This window comes from Denitratisoma sp. DHT3, assembly GCF_007833355.1.
GTDB lineage: Bacteria > Pseudomonadota > Gammaproteobacteria > Burkholderiales > Rhodocyclaceae > Denitratisoma.
The window spans coordinates 23,794-46,120 of the sequence record NZ_CP020914.1 but is presented as its reverse complement, the minus strand read 5'-3'; the positions used below and the strand labels follow the sequence as shown (position 1 = coordinate 46,120).

25 protein-coding genes and 1 other RNA gene are annotated in these 22,327 nt (G+C 65.5%); 14 read left to right on the top strand and 12 right to left on the bottom strand.

Translation table 11 applies throughout. The features are described 5' to 3' along the window. Positions 1-26: 26 nt before the first annotated feature. From ffs to B9N43_RS00250, 3 genes are all read right to left on the bottom strand, one after another. Positions 27-125: signal recognition particle sRNA small type (ffs, locus tag B9N43_RS00260), an RNA gene on the bottom strand. Positions 126-275: 150 nt separating this feature from the next. Then, the gene (locus B9N43_RS00255; RefSeq protein WP_145840349.1) at positions 276-1,286 is read right to left on the bottom strand and encodes an inorganic phosphate transporter; all 1,011 of its coding nucleotides are present in this window, start codon (positions 1,284-1,286) and stop codon (positions 276-278) included. 15 nt (positions 1,287-1,301) lie between these two features. Continuing rightward, the gene (locus B9N43_RS00250) at positions 1,302-1,940 is read right to left on the bottom strand and encodes a DUF47 domain-containing protein (RefSeq protein WP_145840348.1); all 639 of its coding nucleotides are present in this window, start codon (positions 1,938-1,940) and stop codon (positions 1,302-1,304) included. 121 nt (positions 1,941-2,061) lie between these two features. Here B9N43_RS00250 and B9N43_RS00245 point away from each other — a divergent pair, with 121 nt between their 5' ends. From B9N43_RS00245 to B9N43_RS00205, 9 genes are all read left to right on the top strand, one after another. Beyond that, the gene (locus B9N43_RS00245; protein ID WP_145840347.1) at positions 2,062-3,234 is read left to right on the top strand and encodes a DUF2863 family protein; all 1,173 of its coding nucleotides are present in this window, start codon (positions 2,062-2,064) and stop codon (positions 3,232-3,234) included. Positions 3,235-3,327: 93 nt separating this feature from the next. After that, the gene (gene msrB / locus B9N43_RS00240) at positions 3,328-3,729 is read left to right on the top strand and encodes a peptide-methionine (R)-S-oxide reductase MsrB (RefSeq protein WP_145840346.1); all 402 of its coding nucleotides are present in this window, start codon (positions 3,328-3,330) and stop codon (positions 3,727-3,729) included. After that, the gene (locus B9N43_RS00235) at positions 3,726-4,271 is read left to right on the top strand and encodes a septation protein A (protein ID WP_145840345.1); all 546 of its coding nucleotides are present in this window, start codon (positions 3,726-3,728) and stop codon (positions 4,269-4,271) included. The genes msrB and B9N43_RS00235 overlap by 4 nt, the downstream gene beginning before the upstream one ends. Further along, positions 4,271-4,573: a YciI family protein gene (locus tag B9N43_RS00230; protein WP_145840344.1), complete on the top strand. Its 303-nt coding sequence runs from the start codon at positions 4,271-4,273 to the stop codon at positions 4,571-4,573. The genes B9N43_RS00235 and B9N43_RS00230 overlap by 1 nt, the downstream gene beginning before the upstream one ends. Continuing rightward, positions 4,570-4,839: a BolA family protein gene (locus B9N43_RS00225; protein ID WP_145840343.1), complete on the top strand. Its 270-nt coding sequence runs from the start codon at positions 4,570-4,572 to the stop codon at positions 4,837-4,839. The genes B9N43_RS00230 and B9N43_RS00225 overlap by 4 nt, the downstream gene beginning before the upstream one ends. A gap of 35 nt (positions 4,840-4,874) precedes the next feature. Next, positions 4,875-5,708 carry a peptidylprolyl isomerase gene (locus B9N43_RS00220; protein ID WP_145840342.1) on the top strand — a complete coding sequence of 278 codons (834 nt, stop codon included), beginning with the start codon at positions 4,875-4,877 and terminating at the stop codon, positions 5,706-5,708. Between the two features lie 77 nt (positions 5,709-5,785). Further along, complete coding sequence (locus B9N43_RS00215) at positions 5,786-6,547, top strand: zinc-dependent peptidase (protein WP_145840341.1); 762 nt, start codon at positions 5,786-5,788, stop codon at positions 6,545-6,547. Then, on the top strand, positions 6,532-6,987 hold the full coding sequence (locus B9N43_RS00210; RefSeq protein WP_145840340.1) for a flavodoxin family protein: 456 nt from the start codon (positions 6,532-6,534) through the stop codon (positions 6,985-6,987). Before B9N43_RS00215 ends, B9N43_RS00210 begins: the two co-directional genes overlap by 16 nt. Before the next feature lie 156 nt (positions 6,988-7,143). Further along, positions 7,144-7,371, top strand: coding sequence for a hypothetical protein (locus B9N43_RS00205; RefSeq protein ID WP_145840339.1), 228 nt, complete (start codon positions 7,144-7,146; stop codon positions 7,369-7,371). A 93-nt stretch (positions 7,372-7,464) separates the two neighbouring features. On the opposite strand, the gene bamC is transcribed toward B9N43_RS00205, so the two are convergent. Genes bamC through B9N43_RS00190 form a run of 3 tightly spaced genes read right to left on the bottom strand, consistent with a single transcriptional unit; the run spans position 7,465 to position 10,479 of the window. After that, positions 7,465-8,607: an outer membrane protein assembly factor BamC gene (gene bamC / locus B9N43_RS00200; protein WP_145840338.1), complete on the bottom strand. Its 1,143-nt coding sequence runs from the start codon at positions 8,605-8,607 to the stop codon at positions 7,465-7,467. A gap of 19 nt (positions 8,608-8,626) precedes the next feature. After that, entirely contained in the window at positions 8,627-9,505 is an 879-nt protein-coding gene (dapA, locus tag B9N43_RS00195; protein WP_145840337.1) for a 4-hydroxy-tetrahydrodipicolinate synthase, read from the bottom strand. Positions 9,506-9,555: 50 nt separating this feature from the next. Then, positions 9,556-10,479, bottom strand: a complete 924-nt coding sequence (locus B9N43_RS00190; RefSeq protein WP_222428766.1) for a histone deacetylase family protein — start codon at positions 10,477-10,479, stop codon at positions 9,556-9,558. A gap of 86 nt (positions 10,480-10,565) precedes the next feature. Between B9N43_RS00190 and B9N43_RS00185 the strand changes: the two genes are divergently transcribed. The 4 genes from B9N43_RS00185 to mltB all read left to right on the top strand — a co-directional run bounded on the left by B9N43_RS00185 (position 10,566) and on the right by mltB (position 15,735). Then, a complete protein-coding gene (locus B9N43_RS00185; protein WP_145840336.1) occupies positions 10,566-11,474 on the top strand; it encodes an AAA family ATPase in 909 nt (302 codons plus the stop codon). Between the two features lie 262 nt (positions 11,475-11,736). Then, positions 11,737-12,705: a DUF58 domain-containing protein gene (locus B9N43_RS00180; RefSeq protein WP_261379358.1), complete on the top strand. Its 969-nt coding sequence runs from the start codon at positions 11,737-11,739 to the stop codon at positions 12,703-12,705. Then, positions 12,692-14,650 carry a DUF3488 and DUF4129 domain-containing transglutaminase family protein gene (locus B9N43_RS00175; RefSeq protein ID WP_145840335.1) on the top strand — a complete coding sequence of 653 codons (1,959 nt, stop codon included), beginning with the start codon at positions 12,692-12,694 and terminating at the stop codon, positions 14,648-14,650. The genes B9N43_RS00180 and B9N43_RS00175 overlap by 14 nt, the downstream gene beginning before the upstream one ends. Before the next feature lie 5 nt (positions 14,651-14,655). Next, the gene (gene mltB / locus B9N43_RS00170; RefSeq protein WP_261379357.1) at positions 14,656-15,735 is read left to right on the top strand and encodes a lytic murein transglycosylase B; all 1,080 of its coding nucleotides are present in this window, start codon (positions 14,656-14,658) and stop codon (positions 15,733-15,735) included. On the opposite strand, the gene rpoS is transcribed toward mltB, so the two are convergent. From rpoS to htpG, 5 genes are all read right to left on the bottom strand, one after another. Further along, the gene (gene rpoS / locus B9N43_RS00165) at positions 15,697-16,623 is read right to left on the bottom strand and encodes an RNA polymerase sigma factor RpoS (RefSeq protein ID WP_145840333.1); all 927 of its coding nucleotides are present in this window, start codon (positions 16,621-16,623) and stop codon (positions 15,697-15,699) included. The two genes, mltB and rpoS, sit on opposite strands and share 39 nt — an antisense overlap. A gap of 12 nt (positions 16,624-16,635) precedes the next feature. Continuing rightward, positions 16,636-17,511, bottom strand: coding sequence for a peptidoglycan DD-metalloendopeptidase family protein (locus tag B9N43_RS00160; RefSeq protein ID WP_145840332.1), 876 nt, complete (start codon positions 17,509-17,511; stop codon positions 16,636-16,638). Further along, the gene (locus B9N43_RS00155; protein WP_145840331.1) at positions 17,508-18,179 is read right to left on the bottom strand and encodes a protein-L-isoaspartate(D-aspartate) O-methyltransferase; all 672 of its coding nucleotides are present in this window, start codon (positions 18,177-18,179) and stop codon (positions 17,508-17,510) included. The genes B9N43_RS00160 and B9N43_RS00155 overlap by 4 nt, the downstream gene beginning before the upstream one ends. After that, positions 18,164-18,907: a 5'/3'-nucleotidase SurE gene (gene surE, locus B9N43_RS00150; protein ID WP_145840330.1), complete on the bottom strand. Its 744-nt coding sequence runs from the start codon at positions 18,905-18,907 to the stop codon at positions 18,164-18,166. The genes B9N43_RS00155 and surE overlap by 16 nt, the downstream gene beginning before the upstream one ends. A gap of 177 nt (positions 18,908-19,084) precedes the next feature. Then, positions 19,085-21,010: a molecular chaperone HtpG gene (gene htpG / locus B9N43_RS00145; RefSeq protein WP_145840329.1), complete on the bottom strand. Its 1,926-nt coding sequence runs from the start codon at positions 21,008-21,010 to the stop codon at positions 19,085-19,087. Between the two features lie 149 nt (positions 21,011-21,159). Here htpG and gstA point away from each other — a divergent pair, with 149 nt between their 5' ends. After that, positions 21,160-21,765: a glutathione transferase GstA gene (gstA, locus tag B9N43_RS00140; protein ID WP_145840328.1), complete on the top strand. Its 606-nt coding sequence runs from the start codon at positions 21,160-21,162 to the stop codon at positions 21,763-21,765. Between the two features lie 13 nt (positions 21,766-21,778). Here gstA and greB read toward each other — a convergent pair whose 3' ends face one another. Then, positions 21,779-22,327, bottom strand: a complete 549-nt coding sequence (gene greB / locus B9N43_RS00135) for a transcription elongation factor GreB (protein WP_145840327.1) — start codon at positions 22,325-22,327, stop codon at positions 21,779-21,781.

The following is a 22,327-nucleotide window of genomic DNA, read 5'->3' as shown; positions in this document are numbered from 1 at the left end:
CCGGGTCGCTTCGAAAAATGGGAAAGGGTGGCGAGCCTGACCCCCGGCACTTGCGAGAATCGGCTGTGGCTGCTTCCTTCCGGACCTGACCAGATTCACCGCCTCACAATGCGGGGAGACCCGCCACGGCGCATTCTAACAGAGGACTCACCCGGCCAACCGGATCGAGGCAGCTATTTCAATGGCGCCACCGGGCTCGCTGTCCAGCTCATCGAGCCCGACCGGCACCCCTAACGCTGCGCAGCAGGCACCACAGGATTGACAGACACCGGCGCTCACAGCACCAGATAACTGATACCCCAGGCGATGGCCGCGATCAGTGCGCTGGCGGGAATGGTCAAGATCCAGGCCCAGAAGATGCCCCGCGCCACGCCCCAGCGCACCTGCTTGGCGCCGGCGGTCGTGCCGACGCCAGCGATGGCGCCGGTGATCGTATGCGTCGTGGAAACCGGAATGCCGAAGCCCGTCGCCATGAACAGCGTCAGCGCGCCGCCAAAGTTGGCGCAGAAGCCGCGCGGCTGGTCCAGCTTGGTGATCCGGTTGCCCATGGTCTTGACGATGCGCCAGCCGCCGAGCATGGTGCCCAGCCCCATCGACAGATAACAGGCCACGATCACCCAGGTGTCGGGCCTGGTCGACGCCGGGTCGGCAACATTGGCGGCCAGCAACAGCATCCAGATGATGCCGATGGTTTTCTGGGCATCGTTGCCGCCGTGTCCCAGGCTGTACATCGCCGCCGACAGCAACTGGAGCCGGCGGAAAGTCGCATCGGCCTTGCCTGCCGGCACTCGGATGCAAAGCCAGGCCACGGCCACCATCAGCAATCCGCCGAGCATGAAACCCAGGAAAGGCGCCACGACGATGAACAGGATCGTCTTGCCCAGTCCCGCCCAGATCAGGGAAGCGAAGCCGCCCTTGGCCACGGCGGCCCCCACCAGGCCGCCAATCAAGGCGTGGGAAGAACTGGACGGAATACCGTAATACCAGGTGATCACATTCCAGATGATGGCCCCCACCAGGGCGCCGAAGATCACATGATGATCTACGATCGTTGGATCGATGGTGCCCTTGCCGATGGTGGTGGCCACCTTGAGCTGGAAAATGAATATCGCGACAACATTGAACAAGGAGGCCCAGATGACCGCCTGATGCGGCTTCAGGACTCGGGTGGAAACCACCGTGGCAATGGAATTGGCCGCATCATGAAAGCCATTCATGAAATCGAACAGCAGCGCCAGTACCACCAGCAGGATGATGGCTGGCAGCCCTATTTCCAGACTGGACATGGCGACACCACCCGATCAGGCGTTTTCGAGGACGATGCCCTCGATGATGTTGGCCACGTCCTCGCAGCGATCGGTCACCGACTCCAGCAGCTCGTAGAGCCCCTTGAGCTTGATCAACTGCCGCACATCCGCTTCCTCGCGAAAAATCTTGGCCATGCCCTGGCGCATCACCCGGTCCGCATCGGACTCCAACTGATCGATCTCCTGGCAGGTGCGCAGGATGGCCGGGGCGTGGCTCATGTCATTCAGCAGGAATACCGCCGTCTTCACCCGCTCGCAGCAGGACACGCAGATGTCGGAAAGCCGCCGGGCCTCCTCCGTGAGCTGGCGCACGTCATACAGATAGATGGACTCCGCCACGTCCTGGATCAGGTCCAGGATATCGTCCATGCGGGTGATCAGCTTGTGAATCTCGTCCCGATTGAGGGGGGTGGTGAACACCGTATGCAGCAGGGAGATCGTGTCATGAGTGATCTTGTCGGCCCGGGTTTCGGTCTCGTCGATGGCTTTTGCATGCCGCCCGAGGGTTTCCAAATCATTGCCGACATCGGCCACCAGCGCGGCCAACTGCCGCCCGCCTTGCACCACCAATTCCGCATGAGCATTGAAAAGTTCGAAAAACTTTCCTTCCTTGGGCATCAGCTTCGAGAACATAACGGAGTCGCTAGTAGGGTTGAACGGCGCGCAGTCTACCAGCTCTGCAGCTCTGAAAGCCGCCAGTCAGAGCGGAATTGCTAGAATCCACCGCAACACTCACTCCTGCGGCCCACCCGCCATGAAACGATCCCGCTTCTCCCGCCGCAGCAAACACACCCCCGATGTCGAAACCCTCTGCCGCCTGGCCCAGGCCCTGGGGTTGTCGTCCAGCCGCATCGAGGATGCGTTCTGGGAAGCCCGGCTCATCGTCCTCATCGACAAGCTGTTGAACGCCGACGACGAAGCCGCCCTCAACGCAGCCCTCGACCATCTGTATCAGACCGGGGAACGGGGCTACGACAACCTGGCCGATCTGATCGAATCCCGCGGCGAAAGCAGGCCGGCGGAAAGCGACGGGGAGTTCGACATCCTGCTGATCGCCGCCCCCGTCCTGTCCTGGTCCCGCTACAGCATCCCTTCCGGCCCCCTGCCGAAAGAGGTGCTGACCGACCTCAAGACTCATCTACAGGCCCACATTCTGGCGGACCATGCCCGGCTGGCCCTGGCCGATGCGCTGTTCAGTCCGGATCAACTGCCCCAGAGCTATTGCGACACGCTGCACCTGACGCAGCGCCTGGGCCGCAGCGCCGTCCAGGCGCGCAACGAGCATTTCGATCCGGCGGACCTGGCCGAGACCATGAACTTCCTCTCGGACACCCGCTATTTGCTGGGTGCCGTGGCAGTGCCCAAAGGCGGCGCGGTCTTCCGCTGGCAGGAGGCCGACGGCAATCGGGAAGGCGCCATCCGCCACTGGCAACTCCAGGGCGGCGAGGCCCTGAAGCCGGCCCTGCCGGCCTGTGCCATCGAACTGCTGGCCCCTTCGGCCTATCATGCCGCCTGCCGCGACGCCGATCGGCAATCCCGGCCGCACGCCCTGCGCGCGGCGCTCGCTTTTCTCCACGCCACGTTGAACGTGACGGCCGACCAACTCCGTGCCGTGATCGCCCCCTTCCACGATCAACGGCTGGAGGAATACCGGGTCGGGCTGACCCTCGCGGCGTCGAACCAGGTCATCCATGGCGTGGTCTGGCCCCTGCTGGAAGCGGAGGACGAAGCCAGCGACATTCCCGGCCAGATCGAGGCCGTCCTGAAGGAGGCGGGGGTCAGGCAAATCATGCTCCTGGACCATCGCTTTCCGCTCGAATACTGCGACGACTGCGGCGCTCCGCTCTATCCCAATCCCGAAGGCGAGCCGATGCACGCCGAAGTTCCCGAAGGCCATGGCACCGAGCCCCCCCGGCATCTGCATTGACGCGTCTGACTGGCCAGGCGACAAAACTTGCGCATGCTCCTGTTGTCCATCCGCCAATTTTGGCGGCGAATCTTTCGAGGCGGAGGGAATTCCATGGCAAGAGTAACCAAGACCGAAGACGACTGGCGCCAGCGATTGTCGGCCATCGAGTATCACGTCACCCGTGAGAAAGGCACCGAACGGCCCTTCACCGGCCGCTACTGGGACTGCGACGAGAACGGGGTCTATCGGTGCGTCTGCTGCGGCGCCCCCCTGTTCGAGTCGTCGCAAAAATTCGATGCGGGCTGCGGCTGGCCCAGCTTCCGGCAGCCGGCGGCCGGCGCCGAAATCACGGAAAGCGCCGACCACAGCCATAATATGCGCCGGACCGAGGTCACCTGTTCCCACTGCGGCGCCCATCTCGGCCATGTTTTCGACGACGGCCCACCCCCTGCCGGGTTGCGTTATTGCATCAACTCGGCCGCCCTGAAACTGGAGAAAAAACCAACTCCATGAAATTCCTGTTCGACCTGTTCCCGATCGTCCTTTTTTTCATCGCTTTCAAACTCGGCGGCGTATTCGTCGCCACGGCCGTCGCCATTGCCGCCACCGCCGTCCAGGTCGCCTGGGTGTGGTGGCGGCATCGCAAAGTGGACACCATGTTGTGGATCAGCCTGGCGCTGATCACGGTATTCGGCGGTGCGACCCTGCTCCTCCACGACGAGGCCTTCATCAAGTGGAAGCCGACCGTGCTGTACTGGCTGTTCGCCACCGTGCTGACGGTCTCCGCGCTGTTCTTCCGCAAAAATCTGATTCAGTCCATGCTCGGCGAGCAGATCACTCTGCCCGCACCGGTATGGACGCGCCTCAACGGCGCGTGGATCGTCTTCTTCCTGGCGATGGGCGTTCTGAACCTGATTTTTGCGTTCTCCTTCCCCCTCGAGACCTGGGTGAATTTCAAGCTGTTCGGCGGCATGGGATTGATGCTGGTTTTCGTCATCGCCCAAAGCCTGTATCTGGGGAAGTATGTTGCAATGGAAAAGAAGGAAAAGCCCTGATGCTCTACGCAGTCATCGCCGACGACAGGCCCGGCAGCCTGGAAAAGCGCATGGCCGCCCGCCCCGCCCATTTGGCCCGGCTGGACGCCCTGCAGGCCGAAGGACGCCTGTTGCTGGCCGGTCCCTGCCCCTCCATCGACAGCCCGACGCCGGGCCCCGCGGGGTTTTCCGGCAGTCTGATCGTGGCGGAATTCGACTCCCTGGAAGCCGCCCAGACCTGGGCCGCCGCCGATCCCTATGTCGCAGCGGGCGTATACGCCCAAGTCACCGTTCGTCCATTCAATCGCGTCTTTCCAAAATGAGCCCGACCATTGCCGCCATGCGCCGCTTGTTGACGGACCTGGAACCTCTCGTCCTGGAAATCGAGGACCAAAGCCACCGGCATATAGGACATGCAGGCGCCGCCGCTGGCGGCGGCCATTTCGACATGACGATCGTATCTCCGCGCTTTATCGGCAAGCGCCCATTGGAGCGCCATCGCTTGGTGTATGATGCTCTCCGCTCCCTGAAAGGCCCGCACGGCTTTCACGCCCTGAGCATCACGGCCAAAGCGCCCGACGAAATCTGATCCCAAAACCAGACAAAACACCAGAGGACTCCTCCATGAAATACCCCCTGCTGAAGGCAACCCTGATCCCCCTGGCTGTCGCACTGAGCGTCCCCGCAGCCTTCGGCGCGGCTCCGGCAAAGCCCGCGGCGGCCTCCAAGGCAGATGGTTCGACTGCGGCACCGTACGTCACCGTGAACGGCAAGGCGGTGCCCAAGCACCGGGCCGAGTTCCTGCTGGCAATGCAGAAGGCCCAGGGTCGTCCCGACTCGGAGGAATTGCGCCAAGCCGTGCGCGAGGAAATCATCCGGCGCGAGATCCTCTCACAGGAAGCCATCAAGAAAGGCGTCGACAAGCGTCCCGAGGTCATCGGCCAGATCAACATGGCGGCCCAAGGCGTCCTGATCAACAGCTACATCAACGACTACCTGCACGCCAACCCGATCAGCGACGAGGCCGTCAACCGTGAATACAATGCCATCAAGGCCCAACTGGGCGACACCGAATATCGGGTGCGGCACATCCTGGTGGAATCGGAAGACCAGGCCAAGGACATCATCGCCAAACTGAAGCAGGGCGAAAAATTCGAGACCCTGGCGCAGCAGTCCAAGGATCCCGGTTCCAAGGAAAAAGGCGGCGAGCTTGGCTGGTCGATTCCGTCGAATTACGTCAAGCCCTTTGCCGACGCGATCGTCAGCCTGGAAAAAGGCAAATTCACGGAGGCCCCGGTCAAATCCGATTTTGGCTGGCATGTCATCGAACTCGAGGAAACCCGAGCCCTCAAGCTGCCGCCGATGGACGAAACCAAGCCCCAGATCGTGCAGCGCTTGCAGCAGCAAGCGGTCGAACGGCACATCGGCGAATTGCGCGCCAAGGCCAAGATCGATTGAATCCGAAGCAAACGGCAACGATCGTCACGGGGGCTGCGGCCCCCGTTTCTTTTTCGCCAATACATTGAAAGCAGCCGATGTTTGAGTGGCTCCGAAACCGATTGCGCCGCAGAGCGGTCGCACAGTTGGGGATCACCGAAGCCGAATGGAGTGCGGTAGAGGCCGGCTTGCCCTGCCTGGCCCGGCTTGACGACACCGAGCGGATGCGCCTGCGCGCACTGGCGCAGAGCTTTATCGTCGAAAAACAGTGGGCGGGGGCCGGCGGACTGGCGCTCGATGCCTCGATGCAAATCTCCATCGCGCTCCAAGCCTGCCTGCTGGTGCTCAACCTCGGCCTGGAATGGTACCGTGGCTGGGTGGGCATCGTGGTCTACCCTGGAGACTTCATCATTCCACGCAAAACCATGGACGAAAACGGCATCGTGCATGAGTACGACGACTTCGCCCTGGGCGAGGCCTGGGAGGGCGGACCGGTGCTGCTTTCCTGGTTTCCGCCCGAGGCACAGCCGTTGGGCATCAACGTGGTGATTCACGAATTCGCCCATAAGCTGGACATGCGCCAAGGCGGTATCGCCAATGGGCGCCCTCCCTTGCATCGAGGCATGTCCCGCAAAGCCTGGCAGACGATCCTGGGCGACGCCTATGAACATTTCCTGCAGACCGTCGACCGTGGTGAAGAAACCGAACTCGATCCCTACGGCGCCGAGCGGCCCGAGGAGTTCTTTGCCGTTCTCAGCGAAGCATTCTTCGAAACGCCGCAGGTGATTCAGCGCGACTATCCTGCGGTTTACGATCAATTGCGCCAGTTTTATCGTCAAGACCCATGCGCCGCCTGCTGATCATCTACCACAGCCAGAGCGGCAACACGGCCCGCATGGCGCAGTCGGCACTGGAGGGCGCACAAGAGGAAGAGGGGGTAACAGTCGTCTTCAAGCGGGCTTTTGACGCCAACATCAACGATCTGCTGGCCTGCGATGGATTGCTGATCGCCACCCCGGAAAATTTCGGCTACATGAGCGGCGCCATCAAGGATTTTTTCGACCGCACCTACTATCCGGCCGAGGGCAAGACGGTGGGAAGGCCTTATGCACTGCTGGTCTCCGCGGGCAACGACGGCAGCGGAGCGGTTCGGGAGATCGGACGCATCGCCACCGGCTACGGCTGGAAACTGGTGGCGGACCCCATCGTCGCCCGGGGACCGATCACCGCCGATACGCTCGACCGCTGCCGGGAACTGGGCGCCGCGATGGCCAGCGGCATCGCATTGGGAATCTTTTGACATGGATCAATGCGAATTCAGTCATAAAAAATCCGCCATAGTGTGCTACAAGGTGAAATTACTGCATGCTACAATCCTGCGCTGGTCGGCGTTCGAACCCGGCCGTCCGGTTCAAGCCGGGCTATATTGACTTGACTTATCGATAAAGGCAAACAAATGAAACAGTCTCTCCTCGTTGCTGCTCTGCTTGCTCTGGCCGTGACCGCTTGCGGCAAAAAAGAAGAAGCTGCTGCTCCGGCTCCCGCTCCTGAAGCTGCTGCTCCGGCTCCCGCCGCCGCTCCCGCTGCTGAAGCTGCTGCTCCCGCCGCCGCTCCCGCTGCTGAAGCTGCTGCTCCCGCCGCTGACGCTGCTGCTCCCGCCGCCGCTGCCGAAGCCAAGAAGTAATTCTGGGCTTCCCAGCACGAAAAAGCCCAGCTTCGGCTGGGCTTTTTTTTGCCGATTTTCCCCATCCGGCAACGCCGGATGGGGAAATGGAGTTTATTTGAGCTGCTCGTGAAGCAGATTGAGGATTTTCCTCGACGTTTCCGATTTATCCACTCCACCCTCCCGGGTCAGGACTTGCACCGAGGTGGCATCGGCACTGCTCTTGACGTGGATGCTGTAGCGGGCGTTGTCGATGGTCACGGGCTTGTCGCTCTTCCAGAACATCAGCTTGGAAAAGAAGCCCGGCTCGCCGGCCGTTTTTTTGACATCGGCCTCGGGGTCCACATAGCGCACGTAATAGACGCCCTGGCTGCGGTCGCGGTCTTCCACGGTGAAGCCGATCCGGTCCAGCGCCAAACCGACCCGGCGCCAGGCCCGGTCGAAAGGCTCGCTGATTTCCAGTGACGCAGGATTACCCGCGCCCGGCGGCAGGATCTTCGCCCGCTCCTGCTGCGGCTTCTCCGCCAGCATCGTCGCGGCGCGCGCCTCCTCGACGCCCAGGCGGACCATCAGGCGGCGCAGCATCTCCGACTCCAGGCCCGTATCCACGGGACGGGGCTGCCAGCGGGTCTGCTCCTTGCCCTCGTTGATGTACACCTCGACCATGCCCCGATGGCTGATGTAGATCTCGGTGGTGCCCGCAGTCGCGCCCGGTTCGAGACGGGAACGGAACTTGTCGAGCTCGCCGGTGGAATACGCGCTGTCGAAGATATTGCCCAGCGTGCTCCGCAGCATGTCCTGGGGAAGCTTGGCGCGATTCTCGGCCCAGTCGGTTTCCATCACGCCGGACTCGGGACGCTCGCTGCCGATGATGAAACCCGACTCCTGCCAGAACTCCTTCACCAGCGGCCAAACCTTGTCCGGCGCTCCCGGCACGACCAGCCAGCGCTGAGTGCCGGCATGCTCGATCCGCATATTGTCGAACTTGGGCAGCACATCCTGGCCGGTGGAAGCCCGCACCTGGCCGCCCCGCTCGCCGGAGTAGGTCGAATAGCTGGCCGTTCCCTTGGGATTGGCGATATCCGGCACCGCATAGCGTTCATCGCGGCTCGGCGCCGAAAGATCGGGGGGAATTTCCAGTGGCGGCAATTTCCCCGCCGACTTGTAGTCAACCTTTTTGTTTTCCAGCAGCGAACTGCTGCAAGCGGACAGCAGCAGTCCCAGCGACAGCGTCAGCACCAACGACTTCGGCTTCATGCGTCTTTACCTTAAGTGGTCAAATCTGGATATCCGCTTCACGCATGGCACTGCGCAGGCGGTCATGGAATTCCGGAGACAGCGGCGTCAGCGGCAGGCGCAGCCCCCCTTCGATGAGGCCCAACTGCTGCACGGCCCACTTGACCGGAATCGGATTGGCCTCGACGAACAGGTGCCGATGCAGGCCCAGGAGACGGGCGTTGAGCTCGCGGGCAGCCGCCAGGTCGCCCGCCAGGGCGGCTTCGCACATCCGGTGCATCAGCCGCGGCGCCACGTTGGCGGTCACGGAAATGGTGCCCTGGGCGCCGAGCAATATCAGGGCGAGGGCCGTGGCATCGTCGCCGCTGTAGATCGCGAACTCGCGCGGCGCCCGCTTGATCAGATCGCAGCCCCGCTCGATATTGCCGGTGGCATCCTTGATGCCGACGATGCCCGGCACCTGGGCGAGGCGCAGCGTGGTGTCGTTGGACATGTCGGCCACGGTACGGCCGGGCACGTTGTACATGATCAGGGGCAGTTCCACCGCCTCGGCGATGGCCTTGAAATGCCGGTACAAACCTTCCTGGGTAGGCTTGTTGTAATAGGGCACCACCGACAGATGCGCAGCGGCGCCGGCGCGCTTGGCGAACTGGCCCAGCTCGATGGCTTCGCGGGTCGAGTTGGCGCCGGTACCGGCGATCACCGGTACCCGGCCCGCCACGTGGCTCACCGCCGTCTCGATGATCTGGCAATGCTCTTCCACGTCCACCGTCGGCGACTCGCCCGTGGTGCCGACCACCACGATGGCGTCCGAACCTTCGGCCACATGCCAGTCGAGCAGGCGCCTGAATCCAGGCAGATCCAGGCTGCCGTCCTCATGCATGGGGGTGACGATTGCGGGGATGGAACCGGTAATCATGAACAAATCCAAGACAAATGAGCTTGTGATTCTAACCGAAAGCGCCCCGCCTACAGACCGGCCAGAACCTTGATGTGGGCGGCGGCGCTGCGCCCCAGGGCCGACAGCGCATACCCGCCCTCCAGCATCGAGACGATGCGCCCGCCCGCATGGGTCTCGGCCAGCGTCTTGAGCTGGGTCGTGACCCAGGCGTAGTCGTTCTCCACCAGCCCCAGGGAAGCCATGTCGTCCTCGCAATGGGCGTCGAAACCGGCTGAGATCAGCACCAGCTGCGGCGCGAAGGCGTTCAGCCGCGGCAGCCACAGGTCGGCCACCATGTCGCGGAATGCGTCGCCACGGGTGCCGGCCGGCAGGGGCACGTTGCACATATTGGCGGCCGGATGGTCGGTGCCGCTGTAGGGATAGAACGGGTGCTGGAAACTGCCAACCATCAACACGCGCGGATGCCCGGAAAAAATGTTCTCCGTGCCGTTGCCGTGATGAACGTCGAAATCCACGATCGCCACCCGCTCCAGTCCCCAGGCCTCCAGGGCATGGCCGGCGGCCACGGCGATGTTGTTGAAAAAGCAGAACCCCATCGCCCGCGCCCGTTCGGCGTGATGGCCGGGCGGACGCACAGCGCAAAACGCATTGCTGGCCTCCCCCTTCATCACCAGGTCGACGCCCAGCACCCCGGCACCGGCCGCCCGCAGCGCGGCCCGCAAGGTTCCGGGACTCATCACCGTGTCCGGGTCCAGATGGACGATGCCATGACCCGGCGCACTGTCCTGAAGCTGCTCGACGTAGCTGCGCGGATGCACCCGCAGCAAATGCGCCATCTCCGCCAGCGGGGCGTCATGGTGCTGGAGATAGATGTCCAGGCCGGCGGCGATCAGGCGGTCGTTGATGGCGTCCAGCCGATCCGGGCATTCCGGGTGATCCGGCCCCATGTCGTGGAGCCTGCAATCATGGTGGGTGATGTAGGCGGTGGTCATGAAAGGGATGGCATACAATCAACTGAGACGCTTTCATTATCTCCCAGCCACCTTGCGCCATGCTTGCACCCTCATCGGACTCCCCCATGCAGCAGGTCCTCGCCGCCGCCGGGCGCGTGATTCTCGGCAAGGAACGCCAGATCCGCCTGGCCGTGGCCTGCCTGCTGGCGCAGGGCCACCTGCTGATCGAGGACATTCCCGGCGTCGGCAAGACCACCCTGGCCCACCTGCTGGCCCGGCTGCTGGGGCTGGAATTCCAGCGCATCCAATTCACCAGCGACCTCCTGCCGGCCGACATTCTCGGCGTCTCCGTGTTCGACCGGGAGATCGGCGCCTTCCGCTTCCACCCCGGACCGATCTTCGCCCAGTTGATTCTCGCCGACGAAGTCAATCGCGCCACGCCGAAAGCCCAGAGCGCGCTGCTGGAGGCCATGGAAGAACGCCAGGTCACGGTGGAAGGCCGGACGCGCCCCCTGCCCGTGCCTTTTTTCGTCATCGCCACACAGAATCCCGCCCATCAGATCGGCACCTTCCCCCTGCCCGAATCGCAGTTGGACCGCTTCCTGATGCGCCTCCAACTGGGGTATCCGGACCGCGCGGCGGAACGCGAACTGCTGGCCGGCGCCGACCGGCGCACCATGGTGGCGGAGCTTTCCCCCCTGCTTCCCCCCGCGGCCCTGCAAGAACTGCAACAGCAGGTGGCGAGCGTCCATGCGGCGCCGGCACTGATCGACTACGTGCAGGCCCTGGCCGAACACACTCGCCACGGCGCCGACTTCGCGACCGGCCTGTCGCCCCGCGCGGCGCTCGGCCTGCTGGCGGCCGCCCGCGCCTGGGCCTGGCTGGAAAGACGCGACCATGTGCTGCCGGAAGACATCCAGGCCGTGCTGCCGGCGGTCGCCGGCCACCGTTTGCACCCGGGCGCCGGCACTGACGTCGCCCCCACCGCCGAGGAAATGGCGCGGCGTCTGATCGAGTCGGTGCCCCTGCCCTGAACCGGCCAAGCCGGAACCCGGCAGGGAAAGCTTCGATGAACCTGAAAACCGCACTTCAAGCCACAGAGATCACAGAGGACACAGAGTGGAAGCGGATTTGCCGCAATTGACCCGATCACCTTGCGGGTGAGCGATCCAGCGTTGGCAACCCATTGCCTTTCCCCTGTGATCTCCGTGTCCTCTGTGGTCCTCTGTGGCTGACTGAGGTTTTAAGAATGTTCGACTTGCCGTTTCAACGGGCCATTTCGCGGCCACCGTCTCCGTGAACCTCGTCGCCCCCCTGCGTCAGCGTTTCTACCGCTGGGCCTTGCGTGGCAAGACGGTGGAAGCCTCTCCCATCGTCCTCACCCAGCGCCGCATCTACGTGCTGCCCACCCGGGCCGGACTGGCCTATGCCGCGAGCCTGGCGGTGATGCTGGTCGGCGCCATCAATTACGGTCTGAGCCTGGGGCACGCCTTCGTTTTTCTGCTGACGGGCCTGGGCATCGCCGCGATCCTCGCCACTTTCCGCAATCTGGCCCGACTGCGCATCACGCCCGGCCGCGCCGAGCCGGTCTTCGCCGGCGACACCGCCTTCTTCGGCCTGGTGCTGCACAATCCACGGCCCGACAGCCGCCCCGAACTGCGGCTACGCGCCGGCAACGGCGCGGCCGTGGCGGTGAATGTGCCGGGCGGCGACTGCATCGAAGCCGCCCTTCCCGTACCCGCCGCGCAGCGCGGCTGGCTGCCCCTGCCTCGCGTCACCCTGGAAACCTCCTATCCGCTGGGGCTGGTCAGGGCCTGGGCCTATGCCGTCCCGGCCCTGAACTGCCTGGTCTATCCGCGACCGGCTCCCCTGGCACCGCCCCTGCCCCTGGGCGACGGAGGCCGGACCGGCGGGCTGCGCCAGTCCGGCGGCGGCGACGATTTCGCCGGACTGCGCAGCCACCAGCCGGGCGATCCGCGCCAGCACGTGGCCTGGAAAGCCGCCGCCCGCCATCCGGAAGGAGAGCTGCTGACCAAGACGTTCGCCGGCGAAAGCGCTCGGACCCTGTGGCTGGACTGGGAGCGCCTGCCTCCCGGGCTGGACGACGAGTCGCGCCTGTCGCTGCTCGCCCGCTGGGTCTGCGATGCGCATGGCGCCGGCCTGGCCTGGGGGCTGCGCCTGCCCGGACGCAGCCTGAAACCGGCCAGCGGCGCGGTCCACTACCACCGCTGCCTGCAAGCGCTGGCGCTCCATGGCAGCAACTAAGCCGCACTCCCCGCCGATCACGCAGCGGCAGGTCCTCTGGCTGGCCGCCGCCGCGCTGGCGGTCGGGTTGCCGCTGACGCCCTACCTGCCGCTCTGGCTCTCCGGCCTGGCGGGGCTGGCGCTGATCGGGCGCGGCTGGCTGCTCTGGCGCCGCATCCCCCCGCCACCCCACTGGATGCTCAACCTGGTCGCCGTGGCGGCTCTGATCGGCGTCGGCCTCGAATATCGCACCATCATCGGCAAGAACCCCGGGATCGCGCTGCTGACCCTGTTCCTGGCCTTGAAGCTGTTCGAGATGCGCAGCCGGCGCGACGCCTACGTGGCGTTGCTGCTGGCCCTGTTCCTGATACTGGCGCACTTTCTCCACAGCCAGAGCATCGCGGCCGCCATCGCCGCGCTCGCCGCCCTGCTCGTGACGACCGGCGCCATGATCGCCCTCAACCACGACCAGCCTTCGCCGCGCCGCACCCTGGCCCAGGCGGGAAAGCTGCTGCTCCAGGCGACACCCTTCATGGTCCTGCTGTTCATCCTCTTTCCCCGGCTGTCGACGCCGCTGTGGGGGCTGCCGGCCGACGCCCACGGCGGCCTCAGCGGCCTCTCCGAAAGCATGGCGCCCGGTTCCATCACCGAACTCTCGCTGTCCGACGCGATCGCCTTCCGCGCCCGCTTTTCCGGCCCGCCGCCGCCCAAGGCCGAACGCTACTGGCGGGGTCCGGTGCTGGAGTATTTCGACGGGCGGACCTGGCACATCGGTCCGCCCGGCATCGGCGATGGGCTGCCCTATCGCCCGGAAGGGCCGGCCATCGACTATGAAGTCACCCTGGAACCCCACAATCGCCACTGGCTCTTCGCCCTGGACCTGCCCGGCCAGGTACCGAGCCAAGGCTATATCACCCATCAATATCAATTGCTCAGCAAGGAGCCGATTCACAACCGCCTGCGCTACCCGATGCGTTCCCACCTGGCCCTGGCGGTGGGCAAGGACGAGACCGAAGCCGTGCGTCGGGCCGCGCTGCGCCTGCCCACCGGCTTCAATCCGCGCAGCCGCGCCCTGGCTGAGGCCCTGCGCGGCGCCGCGAAAGACGACCGGGCGCTGGTGAACGCGATGCTGGCCCGCTATCGAACCGAGTCCTTCGTCTATACCCTGGCGCCGCCGGCGCTGGGACGCCACAGCATCGACGAATTCCTGTTCGAGACGCGGCGCGGCTTCTGCGAGCACTTTGCCGCCAGTTTCGTTTTCGTGATGCGCGCCGCCGGTATTCCGGCTCGCGTGGTCACCGGCTACCAGGGTGGGGAAATCAATCCGGTGGACGGTTTCCTGCTGGTGCGCCAGTCCGACGCCCATGCCTGGGCCGAAGTCTGGCTGAAGGGAGAGGGCTGGCGGCGCGTGGACCCCACCGCCGCGATCGCGCCCGACCGGGTGCAAAACAGCCTGGCCGCCGCGGTGCAAAGCGGAGACCCGCTGCCGCTGCTGGAGCGGCCGACGCTGGCATGGCTGCGACAACTGCGCTACCGCTGGGAAGCCCTGTCGAACCACTGGAACCAGTGGGTGCTGGGCTATGACGACCAGCGCCAGCAGGAACTGCTGCGCCGTCTGGGTATGGCCGCCCCCGACTGGCGCACCATGGGCATTCTGCTGGCCGTCCTCTGCGGCGCGCTGATGCTGCTGCTCGCCGCCTGGACGCTGCGCCAGTGGCGGCGCGCGGACCCGTTGCAGGCGGCCTGGCGGCGCTTCCAGCGCAAACTCCGCCCGCGCGGCCTGGAACGGCGGCCCTGGGAAGGACCGTGCGACCACGGCCGACGACTGTGCGGCGCAATGCCGGGGAAGGCAGGTGAAATCGAAGCCATCTGCGGGCTTTACGAGTCCCTGCGCTACGGTAAAGTGGCCGACAGCCGTTCCGCACTGTCCGATCTCAAGCGCCGCATCGCCGAATTCTCGCCATGAAACCCATGAAGTTTCCGTCCCTCCTGTTATGCCTCCTGGCGGTCTGTCTGCCGCCCCCGGCCGCCGGCGCCAGCGCCGTCGACTACGCCCAGCGGGAGGACGTGCGCGACTTCATCGGCGACCTTTCGCGGCGCCACGGCTTCGCCAGTGAGGAACTCGCCCACCTGTTCCACCAGGCCCGGCCCCTGCCGGCCGTGCTGAAGGCGATCCAGCCCCCCAAGGACCCGGGCATCCGCTCCTGGCAGGCGTACCACGACCGCTTCGTCGAGCCCCGCCGCATCGCCGCCGGGGTCAAGTTCTGGGCCCTGCACAGGGACCCGCTGCTGCGGGTGGAGACGCTCTACGGCGTGCCGGCGGAGATCGTCGTCGCCATCATCGGCGTGGAAACCATCTACGGCCGCCACATGGGCCGTTTCGAGACCTTCTCGGCCCTGACCAACCTGGCGTTCGACTACCCGCCCCGCGCCGGACTGTTCCGCCGCGAGCTGGAGGCCTTGCTGCTGCTGGCCCGGGAGGAGGGGCGTTCTCCGCTCTCCTATCACGGCTCCTACGCCGGCGCCCTGGGCATGCCCCAGTTCCTGCCCAGCAGCCAGCGCCAGTGGGCGGTGGATTTCGACGGCAACGGCCGGGTGGATCTGGCCAGCAGCGTCGACGCGATCGGCAGCGTCGGCCGCTTTCTGGCCGAGCATGGCTGGCAGCGGGGCGGCCCGATCCTGGCGGCCGCCGCCGTGAGCGGAGAACGAGTGGAGGAATTGCTTGAGGAAGGCATCGCGCCCAGGCGCCTGCCGCGGGAAATGGCCGACTACGGCGTGGCGACGGAAGACGCGCCCGAAGCCCCGGCGGCCCTGATCGACTACGTCACCCCCGGCGCCCAGACGGAATACCGCCTGGGCTACCAGAATTTCTACGTGATCACCCGCTACAACCGCAGCAGTTTCTACGCCTCGGCCGTGGCCGACCTGGCGGCGGCCCTGCGCCAGCGCATGCGGCAGGAATCCGGCCTGGCCGCGCTCGGCTCCGCGCACGACGGCGCGGCGTCGAACGGCTCAGAGCAGGGCGTCGCGCCCCAGGCCGTCCCGCGTTAGCCGCCGGCGCAGGCTCTGCAAGGCTTCCATCTGGATCTGGCGCACCCGTTCGCGGGTCACGCCCATGGCGCTGGCGATGTTTTCCAGGGTTTCCAGTTCCTGCCCGTTCAGGCCGTAGCGGCGCTCGATGACCAGGCGCTGCCGTTCCGACAGCTCCTCGATCCAGCCTTCCATCAGCCCTTCCACCTCCACCTGGGCCAACGTCAGTTCCGGTCCGATCTCGTTGTCGTCGGCAACCGCATCGCCGATGGTCAGATCCGGATCGATCTCCAGCGGCGCATCCAGGGAAGCGGTGCGCTCCGGCAGGGTCAGGATCTGACGCACCTCATGCACCGGCTTGCCGAGCACGATCGCCACGTCCTCCGGACCGTGATGCACGGAACCGTCCTGGGTATCCAGTTGCCGCAGGGTGCGCAGCACCTGGTTGAGTTCCTTCACCACATGGACCGGCAGACGGATGGTGCGCGACTGGTTCATGATCGCCCGCTCGATGTTCTGCCGGATCCACCAGGTGGCATAGGTGGAAAAGCGGAAGCCCCGCTCCGGGTCGAACTTCTCCAGCGCATGGATCAGGCCCAGATTGCCTTCCTCGATCAGGTCGTCGAAGGGCAGGCCCCGGTTCTGGTAATGCCGGGCGATGCTGACCACCAGGCGCAGATTGGACTCGATCATGCGCTGGCGCGCGGCGAAATCCCCCGCCTGCACCGCCCGCGCCAAGGCACGCTCCTCGTTGGCCTTCAGCAGGGCATGGGTGCCGATCTCATTGAGATAGAGCTGTGTGATGTCATCGAGGAAATCAAGCTCCGCCCCTTCCGTTGCCGTGGTTTCCTCTTCACCTTCGGAGGAAGCCTCGATCTCCTCATCCCTGGCAAACGATTCGTCGCTCACGGCACGTACCTCCTAGCGTTTGGGTAAATACTGGGTGGGGTCTACCGGTTTACCTTGACGTCTGATTTCGAAATGCAGCTTGGGCTGGTCGGCGTCCGTGCTGCCTACCTCGGCGATTTTCTGTCCCCGGGTCACACTCTGCCCTTCCTTGACCAGTATTTGACTGTTGTGGGCATAGGCCGAAAGGAAGGTGGCGTCGTGTTTGACGATCACCAGCTTGCCGTAGCCGCGCAGCCCCGTTCCCGCATACACCACCTTGCCACTGCCCGCCGCCAGCACCGGATCCCCCGGCTTGCCGGCGAGGTCCACGCCCTTGTTGCTGCCCTCGCTGAAACCCGCCAGTATCTTGCCCGAAGACGGCCAGGCCCAGCCGATCCCATCGGCCGGCGCCTGCGCCGCGCCCTTGTCGGCGGCCGGCGGCGCGCTGGCCACCGGCACGGTCTGCATCGGCTCCGGCTGGCGCAGGCGCGCCAACGCCTCTTCCGAATAGGCCTGTTTTCCGCCTTTTGGTTCCCGCACCAGGACATCGCCCACCGCGACCGCCGCCGCCGCGGCCACCGGGCGGGATTCCACGGCCGGCGGCGCCGCCACCGGCCGCACCTCGACGCCGGCGCCGGCATTGTCCGGGGGCGTCACCCGCAACTGCTGGCCGATCAGGATGCGGTTGGGATCCTCCAGATTGTTCCAGGCCGCCAGATCGCGATACGACTGGCCATGGTCGAGCGCGATGCCATACAGGGTATCGCCCTTTTTCACCACGTAATGACCCGCCGGCACCTCGGCCGGCGCGGCGGCCAGCGACAGGCCACGGGTTTCCACCGGCACCGGCGGGTGGCTGGAACAGGCGGCCAGCCCCAGGGTGGCGGCGCAAAGCAGGAGAACTCTCATTCAACCCCCGGCAACAGCGGCACGAAACGCACCGCGTCAAAACGCGTTTCCTTGAATCCCTCGGGACCACGCTCGACCAGCAGCAGAACCTGTTCATGGCCGCCGCCCACGGGCAGGATCATGCGCCCGCCCGGCGCCAGCTGGTCCCGCAACGCCTGCGGCACCCCGGCCGCGGCCGCCGCGACGATGATCGTATCGTAAGGTGCCGCCTCCGCAAGCCCCAGATTGCCGTCAGCGTGCTTAAGTCTCACTTGCGGGAGACGCAATTGGCGCAGATTCTCCCGGGCGCGGCTCAGCAACGGCGCGATGCGCTCCACCGCATACACGTTCTTCGACAACATCGCCAGCACCGCCGCCTGGTAACCGCAGCCGGCGCCCACCTCCAGGGTCTTGCCCAGCCCCTCGCGGCCGGCCAGCAGCAACTCGATCATCCGCGCGACCACGTAGGGCTGCGAGATGGTCTGGCCCAGGATCAGGGGCAGCGCCGTGTCCTCGTAGGCCCGGTGCGCCAGCGCCGGCTCGACGAAAATGTGTCGCGGCACGGCGGCGATGGCCGCCAGCACCCGTTCGTCGCGGATGCCCTGCTCCCGCAGGCGCTCGATCATGCGCGTCCGGGTGCGCTGCGAGGTCATGCCGATGCCCTGCAGGGTATTCATGCCAGCAGCCATTCCTGGGCAGCGCCGATCTGGGCCGTGTGGGTCAGATCGATCTGCAGGGGCGTCACCGAGGCGTAGCCCTCGGCCACCGCGTGGAAATCGGTGCCTTCCCCGGCATCGGCGGCCTCGCCGGCCGGGCCCACCCAATACACGGTCTCGCCGCGCGGACTCAACTGCCTGACCACCGGCTCGGCCTTGTGGCGCCGGCCGAGGCGGGTGACCCGCAGTCCTTTCAGTTCGGTCAGGGGAATGTCCGGCACATTCACGTTCAACAGCACGGGGCCGCTGAAGGGCCGGCGCTGGAACCGCTGCACCAGATCCCGGGCGACCTTGGCCGCCGTCGCGAAATGCTCGCCGTGCTTGCCCACCAGGGATACGGCGATCGACGGCACGCCCAGCAGGTAGCCTTCGGTGGCCGCCGCCACGGTGCCCGAGTAGATGGTGTCGTCGCCCATGTTGGCGCCCAGGTTGATGCCGGAGAGCACCATGTCGGGCTTGTCCTCCAGCATGCCGGTCACCGCCAGATGCACGCAGTCGGTCGGCGTGCCATTGACGAAGTGGAATCCGCTGGGCGCGCGGCGCAGCGAAAGCGGACGATCGAGCGTCAGGGAATTGCTGGCGCCGCTGCGGTCGCGCTCCGGCGCCACCACCGTCACCGTGGCCAGGTCGGCGACCGCCCGCTCCAGGACCATGATGCCCGGAGCAAAATATCCGTCGTCGTTGCTGAGCAGAATGCGCATAGCGGCAGCCTTGATGTTTTCATGATGGATGCGGGGGGCGGCTTGCCTGTCTCCCCGCCCGGCGCGGCGCCGCCCCTCCCCGGTCGCTCGACCGCGCCTGATGGGAGCGGATTCTAAAACAAGAACGCGGCGTCCGCGCCGCGTTCTTGAAGACAAGCGCTTACGCTTGTCGACGACTCAGGCGTCGCCCTGGGTCAGCGCCAGCATCAGATCGTTGATCCGCCTGACGAAGGTGGCCGGATCGTCGAGCTGCCCGCCCTCGGCCAACAGCGCCTGTTCGAACAGTACCGTGGCCCACGCGTCGAACCGGTCTTCCTCGTGCCTGAGGCGCAGCACCACCGGATGCCTGGGGTTGATCTCCAGGATCGGCTTCACGTCCGGCGCCGACTGCCCCGCCGCCTTCAGCAAGCGGGCCAGGTTGGCCGACATGTCGTGCTCGTCGGCCACCAGGCAGGCGGGGGAATCGGTCAGACGATGGGTCACCCGCACATCCTTGATCCGCTCTCCGAGCGCGGTCTTGATCCTCTCCACCAGGTTCTTGAATTCGCCCGCGGCGGACTCCTGCTCCTGCTTCTCGGCCTCGTCGGCCAGTTCGCCCAGGTCCAGGCCGCCCTTGGCCACCGAGGCCAGCGCCTTGCCCTCGAACTCGTGCAAGTTACCCACCACCCACTCGTCCACCCGGTCGGAGAGCAGCAGCACCTCGATACCCTTCTTGCGGAAGATTTCCAGGTGGGGGCTGTTCTTCGCCGCATTGAAGCTGTCGGCGGCGACGTAATAGATCTTGTCCTGCCCCGCCTTCATCCGCGCCACGTAATCGGCCAGGGCGACGGTCTCCTCCGGCGTGTCGGCGCGGGTCGACGCGAAGCGCAGCAGGCCGGCGACTTTCGCCTTGTTGGCGAAATCCTCGCCGACCCCTTCCTTCAGCACGCGGCCGAACTCGCCCCAGAACCGCGCGTACTTCGCCTTGCCTTCGTCATCCTCGCTGCCGGCCAGGTCCTCCAGCAGACCGAGCACCTTCTTGGTGCAGCCGCTGCGAATGGCCTCGATGTCCTTCGATTCCTGCAGGATCTCGCGCGACACGTTGAGCGGCAGGTCGGCCGAATCCACCACCCCGCGCACGAAGCGCAGGTAGTTGGGCAGCAGCTGCTCCGCGTCGTCCATGATGAACACGCGGCGCACGTAGAGCTTGATGCCGTGGCGCGCGTTGCGGTCCCACAGGTCGAACGGCGCGCGGCCCGGCACGTAGAGCAGCTGGGTGTATTCCTGGCGCCCCTCGACGCGGGCATGGACCCAGGCCAGCGGGTCGTCGAAGTCATGGCCGACGTGCTTGTAGAACTCCCTGTATTCGTCCTCGGCGATGTCGCTCTTGGCGCGGGTCCACAGGGCGGAGGCCTTATTGACCGTCTCGTCCTCGTCGGTGACGACCTGGGCCTTCTTCTCCTCGTCCCAGGACTCCTGCTTCATCACGATGGGCTGGACGATGTGGTCGGAATACTTGCGGATGATGGAGCGCAGCATCCATCCCGAGAGCAGGTCGTCCTGGCCTTCGCGCAGATGCAGGGTGATCTCGGTGCCGCGGCTGGGCTTGTCCACCATCTCCACGCTGAACTCGCCGGCGCCTTCCGACTCCCAGCGCACGCCCTGGCCGGACTGCTCGCCGGCGCGGCGGGTGAGCACCGTCACCTTGTCGGCGACGATGAAGGAAGAATAGAAGCCGACGCCGAACTGGCCGATCAGATGGGCATCCTTCTGCTGGTCGCCGGTCAGCCGGCCGAAGAACTCGCGGGTGCCGGACTTGGCGATGGTGCCCAGGTTGGCGATCACCTCGTCCCGGCTCATGCCGATGCCGTTGTCGCTGACGGTCAGGGTACGGGCTTGCGCGTCGAAGGCGATGCGGATCTTGAGGTCGGGATCGGACTCGAACAGCGCACCGTTGTGCAGGGCCTCGAAACGCAGCTTGTCGCAGGCGTCGGAAGCGTTGGAGATCAGTTCGCGCAGGAAGATTTCGCGGTTGGAATACAGGGAATGGATCATCAGGTGCAGCAGCTGCTTCACCTCGGTTTGAAAACCCAGGGTTTCCCGATTGGCGGCATCGACGGACATGAAGGGAGCTCCAGAAAACAGACGAGTCCGATTGATGGGGGCGAAACCGCGGATTTCAAGGGGCGGCCCCCAGGAGGCTGCCGTTTCACATCGCGTCGAGTTAGGATGCGGACTCCCCACCAGACGAACCAGACAGGAAGGAGAGCCCCATGAAACTCTATTACGCCCCCGGCGCCTGCTCCCAGGCCGCCCACATCGTCGCCCGGGAAGGCGGCCTGACGCTCCAGTTGGTCAAGGTCGCCCTGGGCAAATCGGTCACCGAGCAGGGCGCGGACTACAAGGAGATCAGCCCCCTGGGCTTCGTGCCCCTGCTGCAGTTCGACGACGGCCGCACCCTGGGCGAATGCTCCGCCGTGGTCCAATACCTGGCCGACCAGGCGCCGCAAGCGGGCCTCTTGGCGCCGGCGGGCAGCTTCGAGCGCAACAAGACCCAGGAATGGCTGAGCTTCATCGCCACCGAAATCCACAAGAGCTTTTCGCCCCTGTTCAATCCACGGCTCGACGCCGCCGCCCGTGAGCAGGTCCTCAAGACGCTGACCAGCCGGCTGAACCATGCCGCCAGCCAACTGGAAAAGCAGGACTACCTGGTGGGCAACCGCTTCAGCGTCGCCGACGCCTACCTGTTCGTCACCCTGGGCTGGACGCAGTACACGAAGGTCGATCTCGCCGCCTGGCCGGCCCTGACGGCCTTCGTGCAGCGGGTGGCCGCCCGCCCGGCCGTCCAGGCCACCCTCAAGGCGGAAGGGCTGATCTGAGCCGCCGTCATTTTCAGCGGTAGAGAATTTCCAGAATCTCGATCTCGCGCCACCCCTGGGGGCTCTGGAAACGCACCAGGTCCCCCTCCCGCGACTTCATCAAGGCCCGCGCCAGCGGAGAGATCCAACTGATCATGCCGGCGCCCACGTCGGCCTCGTCGATGCCGACGATCTGGTAGCGGGCCTCCGCGCCCTCCTCGTCGCAGATCGTCACCGTGGCGCCGAAGAACACCTGATCGACGTTCTCCTGTTCGGCCGGGTCCACCACCACCGCGCTGTCCAGGCGCTTGGTCAGGAAACGCAGGCGGCGGTCGATCTCCCGCAGCCGCTTCTTGCCGTAGATGTAGTCGCCGTTTTCCGAGCGATCGCCGTTGCCCGCCGCCCAGGACACCACCTGGACCAGATTGGGCCGCTCCACCTTCACCAGATGCTCGAACTCCTCGCGCAGCAACCGATGGCCGCGCCGCGTCATGTAGTTTCGGGTGCCGGGCGGCAGGGCGGGCGCGGCGACCTCGCCATCGTCCTCGTCCTGATCGGTTTCCCGGGTAAATGCCTTGCTCAT